Here is a 17,856-nt window from a genome sequence, read left to right as displayed (position 1 = left end):
CCTCAAGGAAGAGGCCCCACTCATGATGCGTAGTGCAGGCGAGCAGGAAGAGCCCGAAATGGGTTCCGTCGAGAACCCGGCGACCGTCTCCCGCAGGGGGATACTCAAGGGCGTGATCATCACCGCCGGAACGGCGGCGGCGGGGCTGGGGGCGACATGGCCCGCCTATGCCGCGGACGCCTCCGTCCGAGCGACCTCGCCGGACGGCAGGACGGTCCTCACCTTGTCCGTGGTGGGCGGAGCGCTCCGGTGGTCCGTCCTGCGCAGCGGCACCACGGTGATCGCCACCTCGCCCCTCGGACTCAGGCTGAGCAACGGGACGACCCTCGGCAGCAACGTGACGGTGACCCAGAACCAGCACTGGACCATCAACACCACCTGGAATCCGGTCTACGGCCGCAACTCGACCGTAACCGACCACTACCAGGAGCAGCGCTGGAACCTCCAGGACACCGTCTCCGGGGCCCGCTTCAGCGTCCAGGCCCGCGCCTACAACGCCGGCGTCGCCCTCCGCTACGTCCTGCTCGGCGCCGGGACCGCCACCATCTCCGACGAGCTGACGGCGTTCACCTTCCCGGACAAGACGCTGGTCTACAGCGCCCGTGACGAGGCCGACTACATCCCGCTCGCTCCCGGTTCCATCCCGGTCACCGGCACCTCCGGCACGGACAACGGCCCTCTGACCGACCTGCCGCTGACCGCGACTCTGCCCGGTGGGGTCATCGCGTGCGTCTGCGAGTCCTCCCGGGTGAACTTCCCCCGGATGATGCTCAGTTCCGTCTCCGGGCAGCCGGGCACCCTGTCCGCCTTCCTGATGGAGCACACCGCACGCGGCAGCGGCCCGGTCGCGACGACCTCCACCGTCACCACGCCGTTCGCGACGCCGTGGCGCGCGGTGGTGATCGGGTCGACCCACGCCGAGCTGGTCGACAACGCCGACCTGGTGCTCAACCTGGCCCCGCCCAACGCCCTCGCCGACACCTCGTGGATCAAGCCCGGCAAGGTCTTCCGCTGCGAGCTCACCACCGCCGCCGGCATCCAGGGCGTCGACTTCGCCGTCGCGCGCGGCTTGCAGTACATCGAGTACGACGGCGGATGGTACGGACCGGTCACCTCGCCCGCCAGGCAGCCGATTCCCGAGATCGATCTTCCTTCGGTCATCTCCTATGCCACCGACCGGGGCATCGGGGTCATCCTCTACGCGGACCGCGCCGCGCTGGGCGACGTGGACTCCCTGTTCGCGCTCTACAAGAGCTGGGGCGTGGCCGGCGTCAAGCTGGGTTTCGTCCTCGACGGCACCCAGGCCATGACCAACCAGATCACCGGCTGGGCGAAGACGGCCGCGAAGTACCAGCTGCTGATCGACATGCACGACAACATCCGCCCGTTCGGCTACGAGCGCACGTACCCGAACTTCCTCAGCATGGAAGGCGTCCGGGGCAACGAGCAGTTCCCGACCGCCACCCACAACGTGACCCTGCCCTTCGCCCGCAACATCGGCGGCCCGCTGGACTACACGATCTGCTACGGCCAGTCCCGCAACAAGACCACGAACGCCCACCAGATGGCGATGGCCGCGGTGTACTACCAGCCGCTGAACTTCCTCTTCTGGTATGACAAGCAGACGTCCAAGTACGCCAACACCGCCAACTGGCCGGGACTGCCCTGGTTCAACGCCGTCCCCACGACCTGGGACGCGAGCCGAACCCTGGCCGGATCGATCGGCCAGTTCGTCGCCGTGGCCCGCCGGCGGGGGAGCACCTGGTACCTGGGGGCGATGACCAACGAGACGGCGCGGACGCTGTCGCTCCCGCTGTCGTTCCTGGACAGCGGTGTCAGTTACACCGCCACCGTCTACGCCGACGGCACGCCGGGCACCAGCCCGTACCAGACGCCGGTCGTGGTCAGTACCCGGACGGTGACCTCGGCCGCCACGCTGGACGTGGCCATGGCCCCCGCGGGCGGCCAGGCGATCATCCTCAAGCCGAGCTGACAGACCGCCCCCTGAGGGAGTCGGCCTCGTCCCGCCCGCTGCCGGGCCCGGGCTTCTGCGCTCCGGCCCGGCACTTGCCTGAGGAGGTCCGCCAACTCGGGCGGTGATCGCCGGCCGGCCGCGCCTGCCGGGCACCGTGCGCCCCGATCGTGGACGGCATGCACCTGATGATCACCGTCCTCACCGGGGAGACCGCCCGAGGACACCCCTCAGCCGTCCTGTCGGGGACCGGCCTGTTCACGTCCTGAAAGTCCGCCCTGCCGCACTGCCTGGCCGGAATCGAACGACCCGACTCCGGTGAGGTCCTGCTGGACGGCGGCCTTGCTCGCGTCGCCTTGGCACTGCGGGTCGCCCGAGGGGGGAAGCGGAAGCCTTGGAGTGACGTCCGTCAGTACGCGACGGTGATACGGCGACGGATCGCCGTGCTCTTCTCGGCCTCATCGACCAGGGCGACCGCGTAGTCCTCGGCGCTGATGAAGCTGGTGCCGTCCTCGGCGATCAGCAGGTCGTCGCCCCCGAGGCGGAAGGTGCCGGTGCGCTCGCCGGGGGCGATCTCGTCGGCCGGGGAGACGTACGTCCAGTCCAGGTCGTCGCCCACCTCGGCGCGCAGCAGGCGCAGCACCTCCCGCTGGGCGAGCGACTCGGCCTTGTACATCGCGGGGAAGTCCGGGGTGTCGACCCGGTCCTGGCCGGAGGCGGTCTTCAGGCTGCCCGCCCCTCCGACCACCAGCAGGCGGTGTGCGCCCGCCGTGCGCAGCCCCTCGACCAGGGACTTGTACGCCGCCAGCAGCGGGGCGGTCGGGTCGGAGCCGTCGCGGGGCGGGGAGACGGCGGAGATGACGACGTCGTGTCCGGCGGCTGCCTGGGCGACCTTGCCCGGCGCGGTGGCGTCCAGGGCGAGGACGGTCAGCGCCTGGTGCTCCGGCAGAGCGTCCGCGCGGCCCGAGCGGGTGGCGGCGGTGACTTCGTGGCCGCGGCCGAGCGCTTCCGCGGTGATGCGGGAGCCGATCATGCCGGTGGCGCCGATCAGGAGGATCTTCACAGGTGACTCCGTTCGTCCGTGTCGTGCTTGTTCTCTGTGCGTGGGGTCAGCGCTGGATCTCGAAGGTGACCTTCGCCTGCTCCACCGTCTCCTGCAGGACGCGCACCTCTCCGGAGGCGTTCTGGTACTTGCCGGTGCCGCCGGTGATGGCGAACCGCTCATCGAAGACGGGTCCGGAAGGGGAGAGCTTCGCCGTGCCGGCCGTGGTGATCTTGCCATCGGGCAGTTCGTAGACGAAGGTCAGCAGCTCGGCGGTGCGCGGCTTGGCGTCGGTGGAGACGCCGACGAAGCTGCTGGTGCCCAGCTTGCGGCCGTCGCGGCCGGTGAGGTCGCCGGTGCCGATCAGCTGGTCGCCGAGGGCGGAGTCGGCCGGGGCGACGTCGACCATGTTGATCGCGGTGCCCTTCTCGACGGCCTCGATGGTGATCGTGCGGTGCCCGCGTGAGGCGGGGGCGGCGTCCGCCGAAGCGGGTGCCAGGGACAGGCCGAGGGTGAGGGCGCCGGCCGTGGCGGCGGCGACACCGAACGCGGGGAGGGTGCGGTTGCGCATGGTCGGGCTCCACATCTGTGAGGGCGTACAGAGCCAAGATATCTGCCGAAGCAGACAATATATCTGCGAATGCAGATATTGCAACGGCAGCTTCTTCCGCTCTCGCCTTCTGTCATCCTCATGGGGTGAACGAGCAACTGCTGAATGACGACGACGTGACGCTCTACGGACTGTTCGTGGAGGCGTTCGCTCGCCTCAAGCCCCTCGTGCACCGCGATCTGGGAGTTCCGGACACCTGGTTCGAGGTGCTGCTGCGGCTGGGCCGCACGCCCGGGCACCGGTTGCGCATGACGGACCTGGCGGAGGCCGTGTCCTTCAGCTCGGGCGGCTTCACACGTCTCGCCGACCGCATGGCGACGGAGGGGTTGATCCGCCGCGACCCCGACCCCTACGACCGACGAGCCGCACTCGCCGTACTGACCGACGAGGGCGCCGAAGCGCTCGACCGCGCTATGACCGCCCACGTCACCCATCTCCGCAGCCACGTCACCGGACTGCTCTCCTCCGAGGACCGTCGCCACCTGGAGCGCATCCTGCGCGCGCTCCGCGACGCGAACGAGTGAGATACGCGAGTGAGATACGGCGGGCGTACGGTCACGTCGGACACCGGCGGCAATTTCCGGCTGCGACTCCTCCTCGGAGGGCTGACAGCCTGCGCGGCTCACCCTCGGCGGAGGGAGGCGGGGGAGGGTCTCTCCGTCAGGGGAAGTGGTCACCGACGCCCAACTCGCCGTGCGCACCGCTGGCGATGCTGCCTCTGTGGCCTGTCTCCGTCCGCTCGCGAAGCCCATCCAGGTAGGTCACGCTCGAGCGAAGCCGGGAGTGGGTGAGCGCCTCCCATGCCATGCGCTGGGTGTCGTCCGGCGAGGAAGCCATGACCGTGGGGCGCCGGGAGTCGTCTTTGAATCGCGCCTGGCTCGGGGAGTGGGACCGCATCCTTGCAGGGTGGTGCTTGACCATGCCACGTGGTGTTGTTCTGGCTGATCAGCGCCTCGCGGCAGAGGCAGGGGCTGACGGGCGACGGCTCGTCTCACGTCGTCCGCTCGCGCGTCCGCTCAGGCGTCGTGCGCAGGTGGCCAGCGCCTCTGGCCGGAGCGGAGGTCGTGTACGAGTGCCGCGCCAGGTTCAGGCTGGTTCGGTGATGACGCGGGGCTTCCTCGTCCAGGGTGATGAGGCCATGACGTGCTGGCTGGCTGCTCGCGCGGTCACCCCGGTGTGCCGTCTTTGCGCAGGGTGACCGGTCTGCTGAGGGGGCCTGCCGGTTGCACCTCTTGTATCGCGTCGGTCACCTGATCGAGCAGCGCCTGGAGCTGGGTGGAGTCCTTGGCGCCGAGCTTCTCGGTGATCTGCTGTTCGATCTCCGCGATCACGGAGTCGGCCTTGCGCAGAGCGTCGCGGCCGGCGTCGGTGAGGTGGAGTTCCTGCACGTGACGGTGGCGCGGGTGCGGCCGGCGTTCCAGTTGGCCCCGGCCCTCCAGGCGGGCCACCAGGGAGGCCACTGCCTGCGGGGTGACGTTCAGGCGGCGGGCCAGTTCCGCTCCGGCCAGGCCGGGATCGACGTGGACGGCGATGAGCAGGGAATAGTGTGCCGCCGCCATGCCCAGCGAGCGCAGCCGTTGCTCCTTCAGGGCTGTCACGGCCAACTCGGCGCGCCGCAGTGCCCAGGTCACCCGGTCCAGTGCGTCGGCGCCGACCGGCCCTTCGTCATGCAGCGTCATACGGCGAGAATACGACACTGGTCGACTATCAAACGCTTGACATGATGCAGGCGCTTGAATCAAGCTGCCCTCATGTCTCGTACTCTTGCTCTCATCACCGGCGCTTCCTCCGGTATAGGCGCCGCCTACGCCCGCCTCCTCGCCGCCGACTACGACTTCGTCCTGGTGGCCCGAAGGGCCGACCGCCTTTCCGAGCTCGCGGACGAACTCCGCGCGGCCGGCGCCGCTGTGGAGGTCCTGCCCGCGGACCTCGCGGACCACGACGGCCTCACCGCCGTGACCAAGCGCCTGGCAACCGGCGATGTCCGGCTGCTGATCAGCAACGCGGGCGACGGCGGCTACGCTCCCCTCGCCGAGGTCGCCCCGGAGGAGATCGACCGCCTGCTCACCCTCAACGGCGTGGCGTCCGTCCAGCTCGCACGCGCCGCCCTGCCCGGCATGCTGACCGCGGGGGAGGGGACCATCGTCACGGTCGCCTCACTACTGGCCTTCAGCGCCGGGCAGAGCAACCCGCACATGCCGCCCCGCACCATCTACAACGCCGCCAAGGCCGCCACGGTCGCCTTCACCCGCACCCTCGCCCACGAACTCGCCGACACCCCCATCCGCACCCAGGTGGTCTGCCCGGGCGTGGTGGCGACGGAGTTCAGCGGCGGATACGGAAAGAACGTCCCCTCCGCCATGACCGCGGAAGGCGTGGCCCGAGCCAGCCTCGCCGGCCTGCGCCTGGGCGAGACGATCTGCGTACCGGGCCTGGAGGACCAGACCGCCGCACTGGACGCCCTCCTCGCCGCCGAGACCGCCCTGCTCATGGGCGGCAACGTCCCCCCCCCCGCCACCCGCTACAGCCAACCGCACCCCCAGCCCACACGCTGAGGACCGAGCCCCCAGGAGGCACCGCGCGCAGTATCGCTGTGACCTGCGGGGTCCCTCCTGCTCGCCGACGCCGCCAATGCTCATGAGCCAAGCGTCCGCGGCCACCAGGGCGGCCCGCTCATCCTGCGCCTGTCGCGAAGGTCTCGGGGCCCGCCCGACGGGCGGGCCCCGCAGTACCCGGTACAGGCGATCGCGCGGGTGGCGTGTCGTCCCCATGCCGGACGTCTGTGGACAGTCCTGAGGCCGCAGCGCGGGGGTCCTCGCTCGAGCGAAGCCGAGACGGTTGAGCGCCTCCTGCGCGCCGACCGCGAGCAGGTCAACCGAGACGGTTGAGCGCCTCCTGCGCGCCGACGGCGAGCAGGTCAACCACAAGCTCATGTGGTGAGCCGGCGGAAGCAGACAAGGGTGCAGGCGGCGGCAGCCGGTCAGCCGCGGCGGTGCGTTCGAGCGTCCAGCGGGACGGCCCCAGGCGGCTCAAGGACCCCATGCCCTCGCGGGTGACGCCGCGCTGCGGGGTCAACGACTCGGGTGGTCGTAGTCGTACCCCTTGGCGGAGTGGAGCTTGGCCGGCCGGTCGGCATCGGCGCGGACCGCGGCGGGAGCGGATAGGCAGGGATTCCGCAGACGCTCCAGTGCCTGGCTGTCGTGCAGGTCCGCCGGGCCGGTCATCGGTGCGCGTGTGGTGACCTTGCGCCTGTTGCCCGGGGAGGGACTCGCGCTGTGTCCGGGGGTCAACTGCGTTACGGGGTGGATGGGCTGGGGAGTTCAGCTACCGCCGATTCCGGAGATCCCCATGGTTCCTCCAGCGCGGCCCGAAGCGCGGTGACGGTATCCACACCGATGCGCCCCGCGAGTGCGGCTTCGAGTCCGGCCAGGATCTGCATCGTCTCGGCGCGGCGCCGGACACCGGCCGCCGTGAGGAGTACGAGTTTCGACCGGGCGGAGTGCGGATCGCTCTCCACGGTCACCACGCCCAGGGCGACGAGTTCATGGACCCACTGGTGTGCGGTCGGGGCGCTGACGCCCAGCCGCCGGGCCAGCTCGGCGATGCTCGCCCCCTCTGACGGGAGCTGACTGAGCAGGGTCACGTGTGCCGCGCTGATGGTCGCCCCGTCTTCCTGGGCCTCGAACGCAGTGGTCAGGGCGGCTCGGAACCAGTTGTGTGCGCGCCACAGCAGCCGGATGAGCGGCTCGGATTCCGACGGGGAGGAGGACATGTGGTTCTGCTTTCACGGTGGGGTGGTCGGTTTGGCGCGGTCTGCCGATCGTAAGCCGGTCAGGTCTGGTGGCCAACATCACCGGAGCTTCCGGGATCGCCCTTCATTAGGTAGCCTACGATTAGGTTACCTAATGCTGGACGGCGTCGGGCCCCAGTCCGACCCCATGTCCCAGAAAGGCATGACGATGACGACAGGTTCGTCTGATTCCCCCCTCGCCGCGGGCACCTCGCGGCGGCGTCTGCTGGCCGCCGCGGCCGGTGCCACCGCCGGCACAGCAGCCCTCGCGGCAGCGCCCGCCACCGCCGAGGCCGCCACCTCCACGTCGGCCGGGACCGCCGCCGACCGCCCGGGGCGCGGTATGAAGGTGATCGCGGTCGAAGAGGCGTTCTCCGTTCCGGAGCTGATCCCGTGGCCGGGCGAAGCCCGGATGCCTCCCGGCTGGGGGGAAGAGTGGGGGCGCAGGCTCGCCGACCTCACGGAGTTGCGGCTGGCGGACATGGACGAGCACGGCGTGGACATGCAGGTCCTGTCGCTCACCTCACCCGGCGTCGAGGCCATCAAGGCCCCCTCCGAGGCCGTGGCCACGGCCCGCCGGGTCAACGACCACCTGGCCGACGTGGTCGCCGCCCACCCGACACGGTTCGCCGGCTTTGCCACCCTGCCGTTGCAGGACCCGAAGGCCGCCGTGGCCGAGCTGCGCCGGGCGGTGGAACAACTGGGCCTCAAGGGAGTCCTGCACAACGACCACGTTCAGGGCCACTACCTCGACGAGCCGCAGTTCCGGCCGGTGTGGGCCGAGCTTGAACGGCTCGGGGTGACGCTCTACCTCCATCCCGCGCTCTTCCCCGCCGATCAGTGGCGGGTGTTCCAGGGCCATCCCGTGCTGAGCGGGCCGTCCTGGGGATGGACAGCGCAGGTCGGCGCCCACGCACTGCGCCTGATCTACGGCGGAGTGTTCGACGAGTTCCCCGGAGCCTCGGTGACGCTGGGGCACATGGGAGAACTGCTGCCTTTCCAGCTCGCCCGGCTCGACAGCCGCTACCACCAGGCCGACCCCAAGGGCAGGCCACGACACCTGCCCTCCCACTACCTGCGGCACAACCTCTACGCGACCACCAGCGGCGTCTTCTCCCACGCGGCCCTCCTCGGAGCCGTCCAGGCCATCGGCGCCGACCGGCTGCTGTTCGCCGTCGACTACCCCTACGAATCAACGGCAGAGGCAGTCGAGTTCCTCCGCACAGCACCGTTCTCCCGCGCCGACCTCACACGCATCGCACACCGCAACGCCGCACGCCTGCTGCACCTCTGATCAGGACAGCAGCAGGTGAGGAATAGGGCTGGGCCGACGGCACACGCAGATGCCGTCGGCCCAGCCCCGCGAGCAGCGGCACCGAATGCCCGGCCTGAGCCGACGGGACCCGTCCGCGCGTCGACGGCGTTGGTACGTCACTTGAGCAGACCTTCCAACGGTGATCCTCGTCCGGCTGGGCGCGACTTCCGTCGGGCAGGGCCTGGCCCACCACGCCGACAGCAAGAACGAATCCTCCGCACCTCGGGAAGACAGGCTCACGCCATGGCAGACGCACTCCTGACCGACACCACCACGGGAACCGTTCGCGGATGCGCCCTCCCAGACGGGGGTCGTCTCTTCGCCGGTATCCCCTTCGCCGCGCCCCCGGTGGGTGAGCTGCGGTTCCGCCCGCCCCAGCCGCCCCGGCCGTGGCAGGGGGTGCGCCGGGCCGACAGCTTCGCACCGGCGCCCGCGCAGGGCGCGTCCTCCCTGATGCCGGGGGCGAGCCAGAAGTCCTCCTTCCCCACCTTCCCCACGGCGGAGATCCGGGAGACGTCCGAGGACTGCCTGTATATCAACGTCTGGACACCCACGACGACGGCCGGGGAGGCTCTCCGCCCTGTCATCGTGTGGATCTACGGCGGCGGATACGACGCCGGCTCCGCCGCACCCCCCTACAGCGACGGGGCCGCGCTCGCCCGCCAGACCGGCGCGGTCGTCGTCACCGCCAACTACCGCCTGGGAGCCCTCGGTTTCCTGCACCTGGCCGACCTCGGCAGCCAGTGGGCCGGGTCCACCAATCTCGCCCTGCAGGACCAGATGGCCGCCCTGCGCTGGGTACGGGACAACATCGCCTCCTTCGGCGGCGACCCCGGCAACATCACCGTGGCGGGACAGTCCGCTGGCGCCTTCTCCATCGGAGCCCTCCTGGCCGCCCCCGCAGCCGCCGGCCTCTTCCACAAGGCGATCCTCCAGAGCGGCAGCACGTCCCGGATCTTCGACCGGGTCACCGCCACCACCATGGCCGAGGACCTGATCACCGCACTTGGCCTCGACGACCCAGAGGACCTGCTCACCGTCACCTGCCGGCGGATCCTGGACGCGCAGAGCACGGTCGTCACCGGCGACATCGGACAGCGCAACCTGCCCGGCGGCCGGTCCTGGGGTGCCGTACTCGACGGCAGCGTGCTGCCCGTCGCGCCGCAGCAGGCCGTCGCCGCGGGTGCCGCCGCCGGTATCCCCCTGCTCGTCGGCGCCACCCGCGACGAAGTCCGCGTCTTCCAGATGATCGGCGGCGACTCCTTTCGCCCCAAGGACGAAACAGCCCTGCACACCGAGATGCGGCGCGCCGGAGTCACGGAGCCGGAGAAGCTCCTCGACGCCTACCGCCGCCGCGCCGCCGACCCCGACGACCTCTCAGCCCTGCGCGGTGCCTTCCTCACCGACGCCCTCTACCGGATCCCGGCCACGCGTCTGGCCCGGGCCCAGGCAGAGGCGGGAGGCCGCGCCTACCACTACCTCCTCGTCGACGAACCGTGCGGACCGGCCATGAGCGCCTTCCACGGCGCCGACCTGCTCCACGTCTTCGACAAACTGTCCGACGTCGGCGCCGACACTCCCGAACACCTCGCCGCCCGCGACACCCTCGTCGGCGCCTGGGCCGCCTTCGCCGCCACCGGCTCCCCGGGCTGGCCGCCGTACGACCCGCAAGCCGAGGGCAACTCCCGGGCCATCAGCGGGTCCCCGGCCGACGCCGACCGCATGAGCACCGAACCCCCGGCCGACGACGTCACCGCCCTCTGGCCCACCCCGCCAACCTGACGCACCGGGATCCCGTGCGACCGGCCGCCTTCACGGAAGCGTCGTCGAGCCGCATGCCTCGCCGTAGGTGCACACCTATCCCGGCGGCCCCCGGCCGCGTGACGAGCTTGAAGGCGAGATGCCCGAGGTGCCGGGCGGCGGTCCGGGAGTTTCGTCGTTGATCTCAACGGAGCGATGATCGGCCAGATCCTGCCCAGGAGAGCAACGGAGCACCGTCGCCCGGCTGCCGCGGGGAAGGCCGATCTCAGCCATCTGTTCCTGCCGCGGGCGTGGGGATTCGGCATGCCGCCGAGGCGTTGCGCGGCGGCACTCGACTGGTTCGAAGGCGTCTCGAAGGCGTCTTTCCCAGCGAGCGGCGCTCAGGCGCGCCTGAGCGCTCCTGCAGGCGTGACGTGGCGGATCCCACGCATCCTTGCTGCAGCCCAGAAAGCCATGAGAGCCGCCATCCCTCAGGGTATGGGCCACTGCGGTGCCGAAGTGCCGACTGCCCCGCACCAGGGCGTGCCATCGGCTCCAGGCAGGGACCGACCCCCCGCTCTGCAGGTGCTTCCGGCGGTTCGAGGGCCACTCTCATGGGCTGTGCGGGGTCGTCCCTATGGGTGTCGCGGCTGCTCAGGCACCACAGCGACCGGACAGGCGGAATGGGTCAGCGCCGCGTGGACGACCCGGCCGAGGTGCAGCCCGAAGTGCGCAGGGCGGCGCCGCGCGCCCAGGACCAGCAGGTCGGCGTCGTGGGAGGCGTCCAGAAGCACCTGGCGGGCGGGACCCTCCACAGCACGCTTGTGCAGCCGCACACCCGCCGGGGCTTCACGGAGCGCGGCTTCCAGGGCTTGCACCGCCCGCTGCTCACGTACGTGTGCCGGTTCTCCGGCGAACAATGAGTGGTCCGTGGTCGTACGAGCCCCCGGCCCGTCCCCACGTCGACGTTCCGCCTCTCCGGGGCACCGGCCACGGCGCCACGGAGGCACCGCGCGGACTGCTCTGCCACCGCTACCGGCTGGACGCCGAGGGCACCGTCACGGACGCGTGCCTGCTGCCGCCCACCGCGCAGAACCAGGGCGCCATCGAGGACGACCTGGTCCGGATCGTCGAACGGACTGCCGCCGAGGGCGATCCGACCGACGAGGAGCTGACGCGCCTGTGCGAGCGGGCCAGCCTGACCGTGCCCGGCCTCGCCGACTGTCCGGTGATCGTGGTCCGCGGCGGCCACGAGGACGGGGACACGTCCGGCACGCATGGCCGTGTCGTGCTCGGCGTCGGCGAGGAGGCAGCAAGCGCGAGCGCCATCCGATTCGCCCTGGAGGAAGCAAAGCGGCGCGGCGCCGTACTGGAGGCCGTGCGCGCTTGGTGGCGCCCGGCGCACGAGGCGTCGATGATGTTCAGGGCCTCGTCGACCGCGTACACCACGTCCACGATCATGGCCTCGGGCCCGCGCACGTACGCCGTGGTGTTCCCCGGCACGAAACGCGCGCTGTTCAGCAGCGTGGTGACGAGACCGACGTGGCCCCACCAGGAGGGAGACGGACGATCGACCGTGACCCGGCGGTGCGGTGGGCCGTGCGACTCCGCCCAGGTGCGCATCCGGTCGGCGTGCACAAGGTCCTCCGCCGTGCGCGAGCCGACGAGCAGGTTCAGCTGCCCGCAGAACCGCCGAGCCGCCAGTGCGGCCAGGACGAGCGGGCGCAGCGGGGCGATGCCGATCCCGCCGGTCACCACCACGATGTCCTGTCCGGCCGCCCGCTCCAGCCCCCAGCCGGTACCGAAGGGGCCTCGTAGAGTCACCTGAGAGCCCGGCCGGAGCGCGCCCAGTGCGGCCGAGACCGCACGCACGGAGCGGATCGTGTGGACGAGTTCCCGGCCTCCGAGGCGGGACACCGAGACGGGGATGTCCCCGACCCCGAAGGCGTACACCATGGCGAACTGGCCCGGGGCGAAGGGCTCAGGAGCCTCCTCACCGGCGGGCGTCAGCGTGAGACTGACGGTGTCGGCCGTCTCACGCCGCACGCCGGTCACCTGGTAGGGGACGGGGACGTCGTTCATGCCGGGCTCCCGCTGCCGTAAGGGGCGTACAGGTCCAGCAGGCGGATCCGCGAGGCCTGGAGCCGGTGTGCCACGACCCGGCCGACCCAGGTCGCGACCGCCCGACCGAACTCCGGATCCTGCGCGCAAACGGCCCTCACGGCCTCCGCGTCGAACTCCCAGGCACGGACCGGGCTGAGCGTCTCGGCACCCAGTTGCCACGTGTACGGTGCGTAGTGCCAGGACCAGCCGAGCAGCTCGCCGTGGCTCAGGGACTCGATGACGGCGGCGCGACGGCCGGGCACGTGCAGGTCGAGGAGGACGGTTCCGGTCCGGATGATCCAGAACCGGTCGGCGCGGCGGCCCTCTTCGAAGAGGCGTGTTCCGGCTTCGAAGGAGACCTCACGGGCGAGGCGCATCAGCCCGTCGCGGTGCTCGACCGGAAGAGCCATGGAGAGAGTGGTCGTGGAGGTCATCGTTCCGTCTCCTTCTGCTTCTCGCGCCGCAGGCGGTCGGCACGTTCGTCGCGCAGCGCCGCGGCTTCCTCGGTGATGTCGATGCCGACCGGGCACAGGTGACAGAGCGCCCGCAGCCCACGCATCCGGAACTGCCGAACTGCTCGTACCAGGTGGAGAGTCTGTGGGTGAGCCACTGCCGGTAGCGGCTGCGCGCAGAAGCCCGTACGGGGCCGCCGTGGAGGTAGGAGAAGTCCACGTCGAAGCAGGAGTCCCAGCGCTGCCACCGCTCGGCGTGGTCGCCGGTGAGGTCGGTGACCTCCTCGGTGGTGGTCCAGAAGCAGGTGGGGCAGACCATGGTGCAGTTGCCGCACGTCAGGCAGCGGGCGGCCACGTCGTCCCAGCGGTCGGCATCCAGGCTCTCGCCCATCAGCGTCCGCAGGTCCACGGGCGGCATCTCCCGTCCCATCCGGTCCCGGGCGGCGTCGACCGCGGCGCGGGCCGCGTAGTCCGTCTGCGCGTCGACCGGGTGCCGTTCCCCGCTCCCGGTACCCCCGGTCCGAATACCGGCCGCCGGCCAGGACACGGTCCTGGACCGCGATGGCCGGCGTACTCCCAGGAAGGCGCACGACGGCTTCTCCATGTCGGCCTCGGTGACCGACAGCCGGCCGCCCGCCGCACGCTCGGCGCTCCAGTGGTTCTCCCGCTGCGGGCGCAGGAACGTCTTCCACGAGTGCGGGCCCGCCGTCTGAGCGAACACGGCACCGTCGGCACGCGGCACGAGGCGGTAACGGCCGGCCCCGACTTCTGTGCCCCAGCCGAAGGGGAGATCGTCGGCCGAGCCGATCTCGGCCAGGACGACGGCGCCGTCCCCAACCGTCGGTCCGATGACCGTGCGCCCCTGCGCGGCCAGGATCTGGACCAGGGCAGTCAGCCCGTCCTCGTCCAGGACGCCGGTTGCCGGGCTGTTCGTCATGATCGCCCTCCGCGTACCGATTCGGCCCTCTGCTGTCAGCCTGGTTCTCCAGGGGACGCGGCACCACGGGCCGCCCGGGCACCGTCATGGGGCCTTTAGGCCTTGACCGGGGCGGCACGCCGACGCGTGCTGCGGAAGCACACCACTCGAACGCGGGGCCCGGCAGGGCCGATCGGCCTCGGCCGACCCGGCTGCCCGACCCTGATGACGGGGGCCGGCTCGTCCACGTGGGCCGAACGTCCTCGGCCGGGGCCGAACCGCCCCTGCCGCCCGAGGTGCCGGGGTGCGACCGTGAAAGTAACACCCCCTGCTGCCCGAGGTGGCAGCCCGAAGGATTGGCGGTGGGGATCATGGAACTGCCCCTGGTTGTGGGCGTCGACGGGTCGGACGGCAGCATCCTGGCCGTCGACTGGGCGGTGGACGAGGCCGCCCGCCACAATCTGCCGTTGCGCCTGGTCTACGGCTCCCTGTGGGAGCAGTACGAGGGTGCGCTGCCGTCGCTGAGCCTGCAGCGACCGTCGGAGCGGGTGATGGCGCAGCACATCGTGGCCTCCGCCGAGGAACGCGTCCGGCGGCTCAACCCCGATGTCAAGGTGTCGGTCGAGGTGGTGGCCGCGGAAGCGGCGTCCGCTCTCCTGAGCGAGGGGGACAACGCCTCCGCTCTGGTGATCGGCTCGCGCGGCCGTGGAGAGCTCAAGGGAGCCCTCCTGGGCTCGGTGGGTCTCGCCGTCGCGGCCCGCGCGTACTGCCCGGTCATCGTGGTCCGGGGCGACAAGGCCGGTCTGGCCGGGACCCATCGGCGGATCCTGCTCGGTGCCGGAGACCCCGACACGAGCCATGAGGCCGTCCGGTTCGCCTTCCGGGAGGCCGAGGCGCGTGGATGCCTGCTCGACGTCGTGCGCTCCTGGCGCGTCCCCGCGCACGATAACGCAGACCAGCCTGCTCCGGTCGAGGGACCGGTGCGGCCCGAGGCACAGGCCGCCGACCTGGTCGACACGCTGGTCGCCGAGGCAACGGACGATCATCCGGCCGTGCGGGTGAACCGGGTGACGGTCGAGGGACCGGCCCGCAAGGTGCTCGTCAACCGTTCGGCCGCCGCCGACCTGGTGGTCGTCGGCGTACGGCGCCGGTCCGGTCACTTCGGCCTGCAGCTCGGCCGGGTGAGCCACACCCTGCTGCACCACGCGGCCTGCCCGGTGGCCGTCGTCCCGCAGCACGTCTGAGCGCTTGACGGCCCTGGACGCGCCGGATGAGCGCCCCGGTGTCCCACGACACGCCAGAAGCGGTGTCATGGGGACACCGGGGCGCTGTCCGCCCGGGGTGACACTGGTCAGGCAGGAGTCTCCTGCGGAGCACCCGACCTCAGCCGCGAAGGGGGCAGCCGCATGACGGCCTGGACCTGGGAGTACGAGGGATACGACCCCGCGGAGGAGCGGCTGCGGGAGTCGCTGTGCACGCTGGGCAGTGGCCGCTTCGCCACGCGCGGGGCGCTGCCCGAGTGCGCGGCCGACGACGTCCACTACCCGGGCACCTACGCGGCAGGCTGCTACAACCGGCTCACCTCCGTCGTCGCCGGCCGCCGGGTCGAGAACGAGGACATGGTCAACCTGCCGAACTGGCTGCCGCTCCGCTTCCGGCGCCCGGGCGGTGCGTGGCTCACGCCGGACACCGCGCCGGTGCTCGCCCACCGCCAGGCCCTGGACCTGGACGCGGGTCTCCTCGAACGCGTGACCAGGTACGGCCTGGATGACGGACGCGTGCTGCTGCTACGCCAGCAGCGGCTTGTACACATGGCCGATCCGCACCTGGCCGCCCTGCGCACCGAGTTCACCGTGGAGGGCGACCCGATGGAACTGGAGGTCGAGGCGGCGCTGGACGGGGGAGTGACGAACAGCGGTGTGCAGCGCTACCGCGGCCTGGAAGGACGCCATCTGACCCACGTGCATACCGACACCGCCGCCCCCGGCACGGTGTGGCTGCGCTGCCGCACCCGCACCTCGGACATCCGGATCGGCATGGCGGCCCGGCTGACCTGCGACGCACCGGTGACCGAGACGCACGAGCACCCCCGTGCCGTGCAGCGGGTGCTTCTGGTCCTGGAGCCGGGCCGCACCATCGCCGTCGACAAGACGGTGGCCCTGCACACCTCGCGCGATCCGGCGATCAGCGACCCGTTGCAGGCCGCCGTGGACCGGGTGAGCGCCGCGCCCGGTTTCGAGGCGCTCCTGAAGTCGCACCTGACGTCCTGGGGCCAGCTGTGGCGACGGGCCGAGATCGAGGTCCCGGGAGAGGCGGGGGCCATCCTGCGCCTGCACCTCTTCCACGTGCTCCAGACCCTGTCCCCGCACACCGCCGACCTGGACGTCGGCGTGCCGGCCCGCGGGCTGCACGGCGAGGCCTACCGCGGGCATGTCTTCTGGGACGAGCTCTTCGTCCTTCCCTACCTCAACCTGCACTTCCCCGAGGTGTCCCGAGCCCTGCTCCACTACCGCCACCGCCGCCTGGACCGGGCCCGTGCCGCGGCACGGGCCGTCGGCCGACGCGGCGCGCTGTACCCCTGGCAGAGCGGCAGCGACGGACGCGAGGAGACGCAGCGGCTGCATCTCAACCCGCGCTCGGGCCGCTGGCTGCCCGACCACTCCCACCTCCAGCACCACGTCGGTTCGGCGATCGCGTACAACGTCTGGGAGTACTGCGAGGCCAGCGGCGACGCCGAGTTCCTGCACACCAAGGGCGCCGAGATGCTGTTGCACATCGCGCGCTTCTGGGCCGACTCGGCGACCTGGGACGAACACCTGGGGCGGCACCGAATCCGGGGGGTGGTCGGCCCCGACGAGTACCACGAGGCCTACCCGGATGCGGAGCAGCCCGGACTGGACGACAACGCGTACACCAACGTGACGGCCGCCTGGGTGCTCGCCCGGACGCTGGACGTGCTGCGCGACCTGCCGGAGCCCCGCAGGCGCGAACTCGTGGAGCGTGCCGAGCTGGACGAGGACGAGCCGGCGAACTGGGAGGAAGTCTCCCGCACGCTTCACGTGCCCTTCCACGACCACCTCATCAGCCAGTTCGAGGGTTACGGCGAACTGGCCGAACTCGACTGGGACGGCTACCGGAAGCGCTACGACGACATCCGGCGCCTGGACCGGATCCTGGAGGCGGAGGGTGACAGCGTCAACCGCTACAAGGCGTCCAAACAGGCCGACGTGCTGATGCTCGGCTACCTCTTCTCGCCTGACGAACTCCGCGGGATCTTCCGGCGGTTGGGGTACCGGCTGGAAGAGGAGACCTGGCGGCGCACCGTCGATTACTACCTGGCCCGCACCAGCCACGGCTCCACCCTCAGCGGTCTCGTCCATGGCTGGATCCTCGCGCGCGCCCGGCGCAGCGAGGCCTGGCTCTTCTGCCAGGAGGCCCTCAGGGGTGACGTGGCCGACCTCCAGGGCGGAACCACCGGTGAGGGCATCCACCTCGGGGCGATGGCCGGCACCCTCGACCTGGTCCAGCGGGGCCTGACCGGGCTGGAGACGCGGGAAGGGGCGCTGTGGCTGGACCCCGTTCCGCTGCCGGAGCTCTCGTCGTACGGCTTCTCACTGCAGTACCAGGGCCACTGGGGTGTACGGCTGCGGCTGGAGAGCGGCCGGCTGGAGATCGCCGTCCCGTCGTCCGGCGGCCTGCCCATCGATGTGCGGCTGCCTGACCGGACCGTCTGCGTCGAGCCGGGGGAGACGAGCCGGCTGCTGCTGGCCGACGGGCACGCGTGAGTCCGTCGCAGCGGCGGACTCACGCGTGCTTGGGCTTCCATGGTGATCACTTCCGTACCCGAGCCGCTCCCTGCTCCGAACCTGCGCGCGAGCAGGTGCCCGCACCAGCGCCGAACGGCCTTGCCGATGGG

Annotated in this window: 15 protein-coding genes and 2 pseudogenes; 8 read left to right on the top strand and 9 right to left on the bottom strand. The window is 71.1% G+C overall.

Going from position 1 to position 17,856, the window contains the following annotated elements; all coding sequences use genetic code 11:
- Window positions 1-22: 22 nt before the first annotated feature.
- Window positions 23-1,993: a glycoside hydrolase family 97 protein gene (locus A4E84_RS02960; RefSeq protein ID WP_237304796.1), complete on the top strand. Its 1,971-nt coding sequence runs from the start codon at window positions 23-25 to the stop codon at window positions 1,991-1,993.
- A gap of 388 nt (window positions 1,994-2,381) precedes the next feature.
- Here A4E84_RS02960 and A4E84_RS02955 read toward each other — a convergent pair whose 3' ends face one another.
- Window positions 2,382-3,035: an NAD(P)-dependent oxidoreductase gene (locus A4E84_RS02955; RefSeq protein WP_062925039.1), complete on the bottom strand. Its 654-nt coding sequence runs from the start codon at window positions 3,033-3,035 to the stop codon at window positions 2,382-2,384.
- Between the two features lie 46 nt (window positions 3,036-3,081).
- The gene (locus A4E84_RS02950; RefSeq protein ID WP_062925038.1) at window positions 3,082-3,585 is read right to left on the bottom strand and encodes an allene oxide cyclase barrel-like domain-containing protein; all 504 of its coding nucleotides are present in this window, start codon (window positions 3,583-3,585) and stop codon (window positions 3,082-3,084) included.
- A gap of 125 nt (window positions 3,586-3,710) precedes the next feature.
- On the opposite strand from A4E84_RS02950, the gene A4E84_RS02945 reads away from it, so the two are divergent.
- Complete coding sequence (locus tag A4E84_RS02945) at window positions 3,711-4,148, top strand: MarR family winged helix-turn-helix transcriptional regulator (RefSeq protein ID WP_062925037.1); 438 nt, start codon at window positions 3,711-3,713, stop codon at window positions 4,146-4,148.
- A 642-nt stretch (window positions 4,149-4,790) separates the two neighbouring features.
- Here the strand turns inward: A4E84_RS02945 and A4E84_RS02935 are convergent.
- The gene (locus A4E84_RS02935; protein WP_062925035.1) at window positions 4,791-5,303 is read right to left on the bottom strand and encodes a MarR family winged helix-turn-helix transcriptional regulator; all 513 of its coding nucleotides are present in this window, start codon (window positions 5,301-5,303) and stop codon (window positions 4,791-4,793) included.
- A gap of 72 nt (window positions 5,304-5,375) precedes the next feature.
- Between A4E84_RS02935 and A4E84_RS02930 the strand changes: the two genes are divergently transcribed.
- The gene (locus A4E84_RS02930; protein WP_062925034.1) at window positions 5,376-6,179 is read left to right on the top strand and encodes an SDR family NAD(P)-dependent oxidoreductase; all 804 of its coding nucleotides are present in this window, start codon (window positions 5,376-5,378) and stop codon (window positions 6,177-6,179) included.
- A 405-nt stretch (window positions 6,180-6,584) separates the two neighbouring features.
- Here A4E84_RS02930 and A4E84_RS45640 read toward each other — a convergent pair.
- Together A4E84_RS45640 and A4E84_RS02925 are read right to left on the bottom strand one after the other, a co-directional pair.
- Window positions 6,585-6,836 (bottom strand): annotated as a pseudogene (locus A4E84_RS45640) (IS5/IS1182 family transposase); the annotation flags it as partial.
- An 83-nt stretch (window positions 6,837-6,919) separates the two neighbouring features.
- On the bottom strand, window positions 6,920-7,396 hold the full coding sequence (locus A4E84_RS02925; RefSeq protein WP_062925033.1) for a MarR family winged helix-turn-helix transcriptional regulator: 477 nt from the start codon (window positions 7,394-7,396) through the stop codon (window positions 6,920-6,922).
- A 181-nt stretch (window positions 7,397-7,577) separates the two neighbouring features.
- On the opposite strand from A4E84_RS02925, the gene A4E84_RS02920 reads away from it, so the two are divergent.
- The 3 genes and pseudogenes from A4E84_RS02920 to A4E84_RS44225 form a co-directional block, all read left to right on the top strand.
- Window positions 7,578-8,708, top strand: coding sequence for an amidohydrolase family protein (locus tag A4E84_RS02920; protein WP_237304794.1), 1,131 nt, complete (start codon window positions 7,578-7,580; stop codon window positions 8,706-8,708).
- Window positions 8,709-8,972: 264 nt separating this feature from the next.
- Window positions 8,973-10,511, top strand: a complete 1,539-nt coding sequence (locus tag A4E84_RS02915) for a carboxylesterase/lipase family protein (protein WP_062925032.1) — start codon at window positions 8,973-8,975, stop codon at window positions 10,509-10,511.
- Window positions 10,512-10,578: 67 nt separating this feature from the next.
- Window positions 10,579-10,841, top strand: a pseudogene (locus A4E84_RS44225) (GNAT family N-acetyltransferase); the annotation flags it as partial.
- A 263-nt stretch (window positions 10,842-11,104) separates the two neighbouring features.
- Here A4E84_RS44225 and A4E84_RS40295 read toward each other — a convergent pair.
- From A4E84_RS40295 to A4E84_RS02895, 4 genes are all read right to left on the bottom strand, one after another.
- On the bottom strand, window positions 11,105-11,347 hold the full coding sequence (locus A4E84_RS40295; protein WP_418082167.1) for a universal stress protein: 243 nt from the start codon (window positions 11,345-11,347) through the stop codon (window positions 11,105-11,107).
- A gap of 154 nt (window positions 11,348-11,501) precedes the next feature.
- Complete coding sequence (locus A4E84_RS45635) at window positions 11,502-12,551, bottom strand: ferredoxin reductase domain-containing protein (RefSeq protein WP_418082166.1); 1,050 nt, start codon at window positions 12,549-12,551, stop codon at window positions 11,502-11,504.
- The gene (locus A4E84_RS02900) at window positions 12,548-13,006 is read right to left on the bottom strand and encodes a Crp/Fnr family transcriptional regulator (protein WP_062925030.1); all 459 of its coding nucleotides are present in this window, start codon (window positions 13,004-13,006) and stop codon (window positions 12,548-12,550) included. The genes A4E84_RS45635 and A4E84_RS02900 overlap by 4 nt, the downstream gene beginning before the upstream one ends.
- Window positions 12,933-13,961 carry a 4Fe-4S dicluster domain-containing protein gene (locus tag A4E84_RS02895; protein ID WP_335340817.1) on the bottom strand — a complete coding sequence of 343 codons (1,029 nt, stop codon included), beginning with the start codon at window positions 13,959-13,961 and terminating at the stop codon, window positions 12,933-12,935. The genes A4E84_RS02900 and A4E84_RS02895 overlap by 74 nt, the downstream gene beginning before the upstream one ends.
- A 350-nt stretch (window positions 13,962-14,311) precedes the next feature.
- Here A4E84_RS02895 and A4E84_RS02890 point away from each other — a divergent pair, with 350 nt between their 5' ends.
- Both A4E84_RS02890 and A4E84_RS02885 read left to right on the top strand, forming a co-directional pair.
- The gene (locus A4E84_RS02890; protein WP_174569400.1) at window positions 14,312-15,184 is read left to right on the top strand and encodes a universal stress protein; all 873 of its coding nucleotides are present in this window, start codon (window positions 14,312-14,314) and stop codon (window positions 15,182-15,184) included.
- A 162-nt stretch (window positions 15,185-15,346) separates the two neighbouring features.
- Window positions 15,347-17,725 carry a glycoside hydrolase family 65 protein gene (locus tag A4E84_RS02885; protein WP_062925028.1) on the top strand — a complete coding sequence of 793 codons (2,379 nt, stop codon included), beginning with the start codon at window positions 15,347-15,349 and terminating at the stop codon, window positions 17,723-17,725.
- Window positions 17,726-17,856: the final 131 nt, after the last annotated feature.

Origin of the sequence: Streptomyces qaidamensis (assembly GCF_001611795.1) — a bacterium.
Classification (GTDB): Bacteria; Actinomycetota; Actinomycetes; order Streptomycetales; family Streptomycetaceae; genus Streptomyces; species Streptomyces qaidamensis.
This window is presented reverse-complemented; position numbering and strand designations above follow the sequence as displayed.

Excerpts from the sequence above, each read along its gene's own strand:
- A4E84_RS02935 (WP_062925035.1), bottom strand. The coding sequence starts at position 5,303 with ATGACGCTGCATGACGAAGGGCCGGTCGGCGCCGACGCACTGGACCGG.
- A4E84_RS02960 (WP_237304796.1), top strand. The coding sequence starts at position 23 with ATGATGCGTAGTGCAGGCGAGCAGGAAGAGCCCGAAATGGGTTCCGTC.
- A4E84_RS02885 (WP_062925028.1), top strand. The coding sequence starts at position 15,347 with ATGACGGCCTGGACCTGGGAGTACGAGGGATACGACCCCGCGGAGGAG.
- A4E84_RS02895 (WP_335340817.1), bottom strand. The coding sequence starts at position 13,961 with ATGACGAACAGCCCGGCAACCGGCGTCCTGGACGAGGACGGGCTGACT.
- A4E84_RS02925 (WP_062925033.1), bottom strand. The coding sequence starts at position 7,396 with ATGTCCTCCTCCCCGTCGGAATCCGAGCCGCTCATCCGGCTGCTGTGG.
- A4E84_RS45635 (WP_418082166.1), bottom strand. The coding sequence starts at position 12,551 with ATGAACGACGTCCCCGTCCCCTACCAGGTGACCGGCGTGCGGCGTGAG.
- A4E84_RS02950 (WP_062925038.1), bottom strand. The coding sequence starts at position 3,585 with ATGCGCAACCGCACCCTCCCCGCGTTCGGTGTCGCCGCCGCCACGGCC.
- A4E84_RS02900 (WP_062925030.1), bottom strand. The coding sequence starts at position 13,006 with ATGACCTCCACGACCACTCTCTCCATGGCTCTTCCGGTCGAGCACCGC.
- A4E84_RS02920 (WP_237304794.1), top strand. The coding sequence starts at position 7,578 with ATGACGATGACGACAGGTTCGTCTGATTCCCCCCTCGCCGCGGGCACC.
- A4E84_RS02890 (WP_174569400.1), top strand. The coding sequence starts at position 14,312 with ATGGAACTGCCCCTGGTTGTGGGCGTCGACGGGTCGGACGGCAGCATC.
- A4E84_RS02930 (WP_062925034.1), top strand. The coding sequence starts at position 5,376 with ATGTCTCGTACTCTTGCTCTCATCACCGGCGCTTCCTCCGGTATAGGC.
- A4E84_RS02915 (WP_062925032.1), top strand. The coding sequence starts at position 8,973 with ATGGCAGACGCACTCCTGACCGACACCACCACGGGAACCGTTCGCGGA.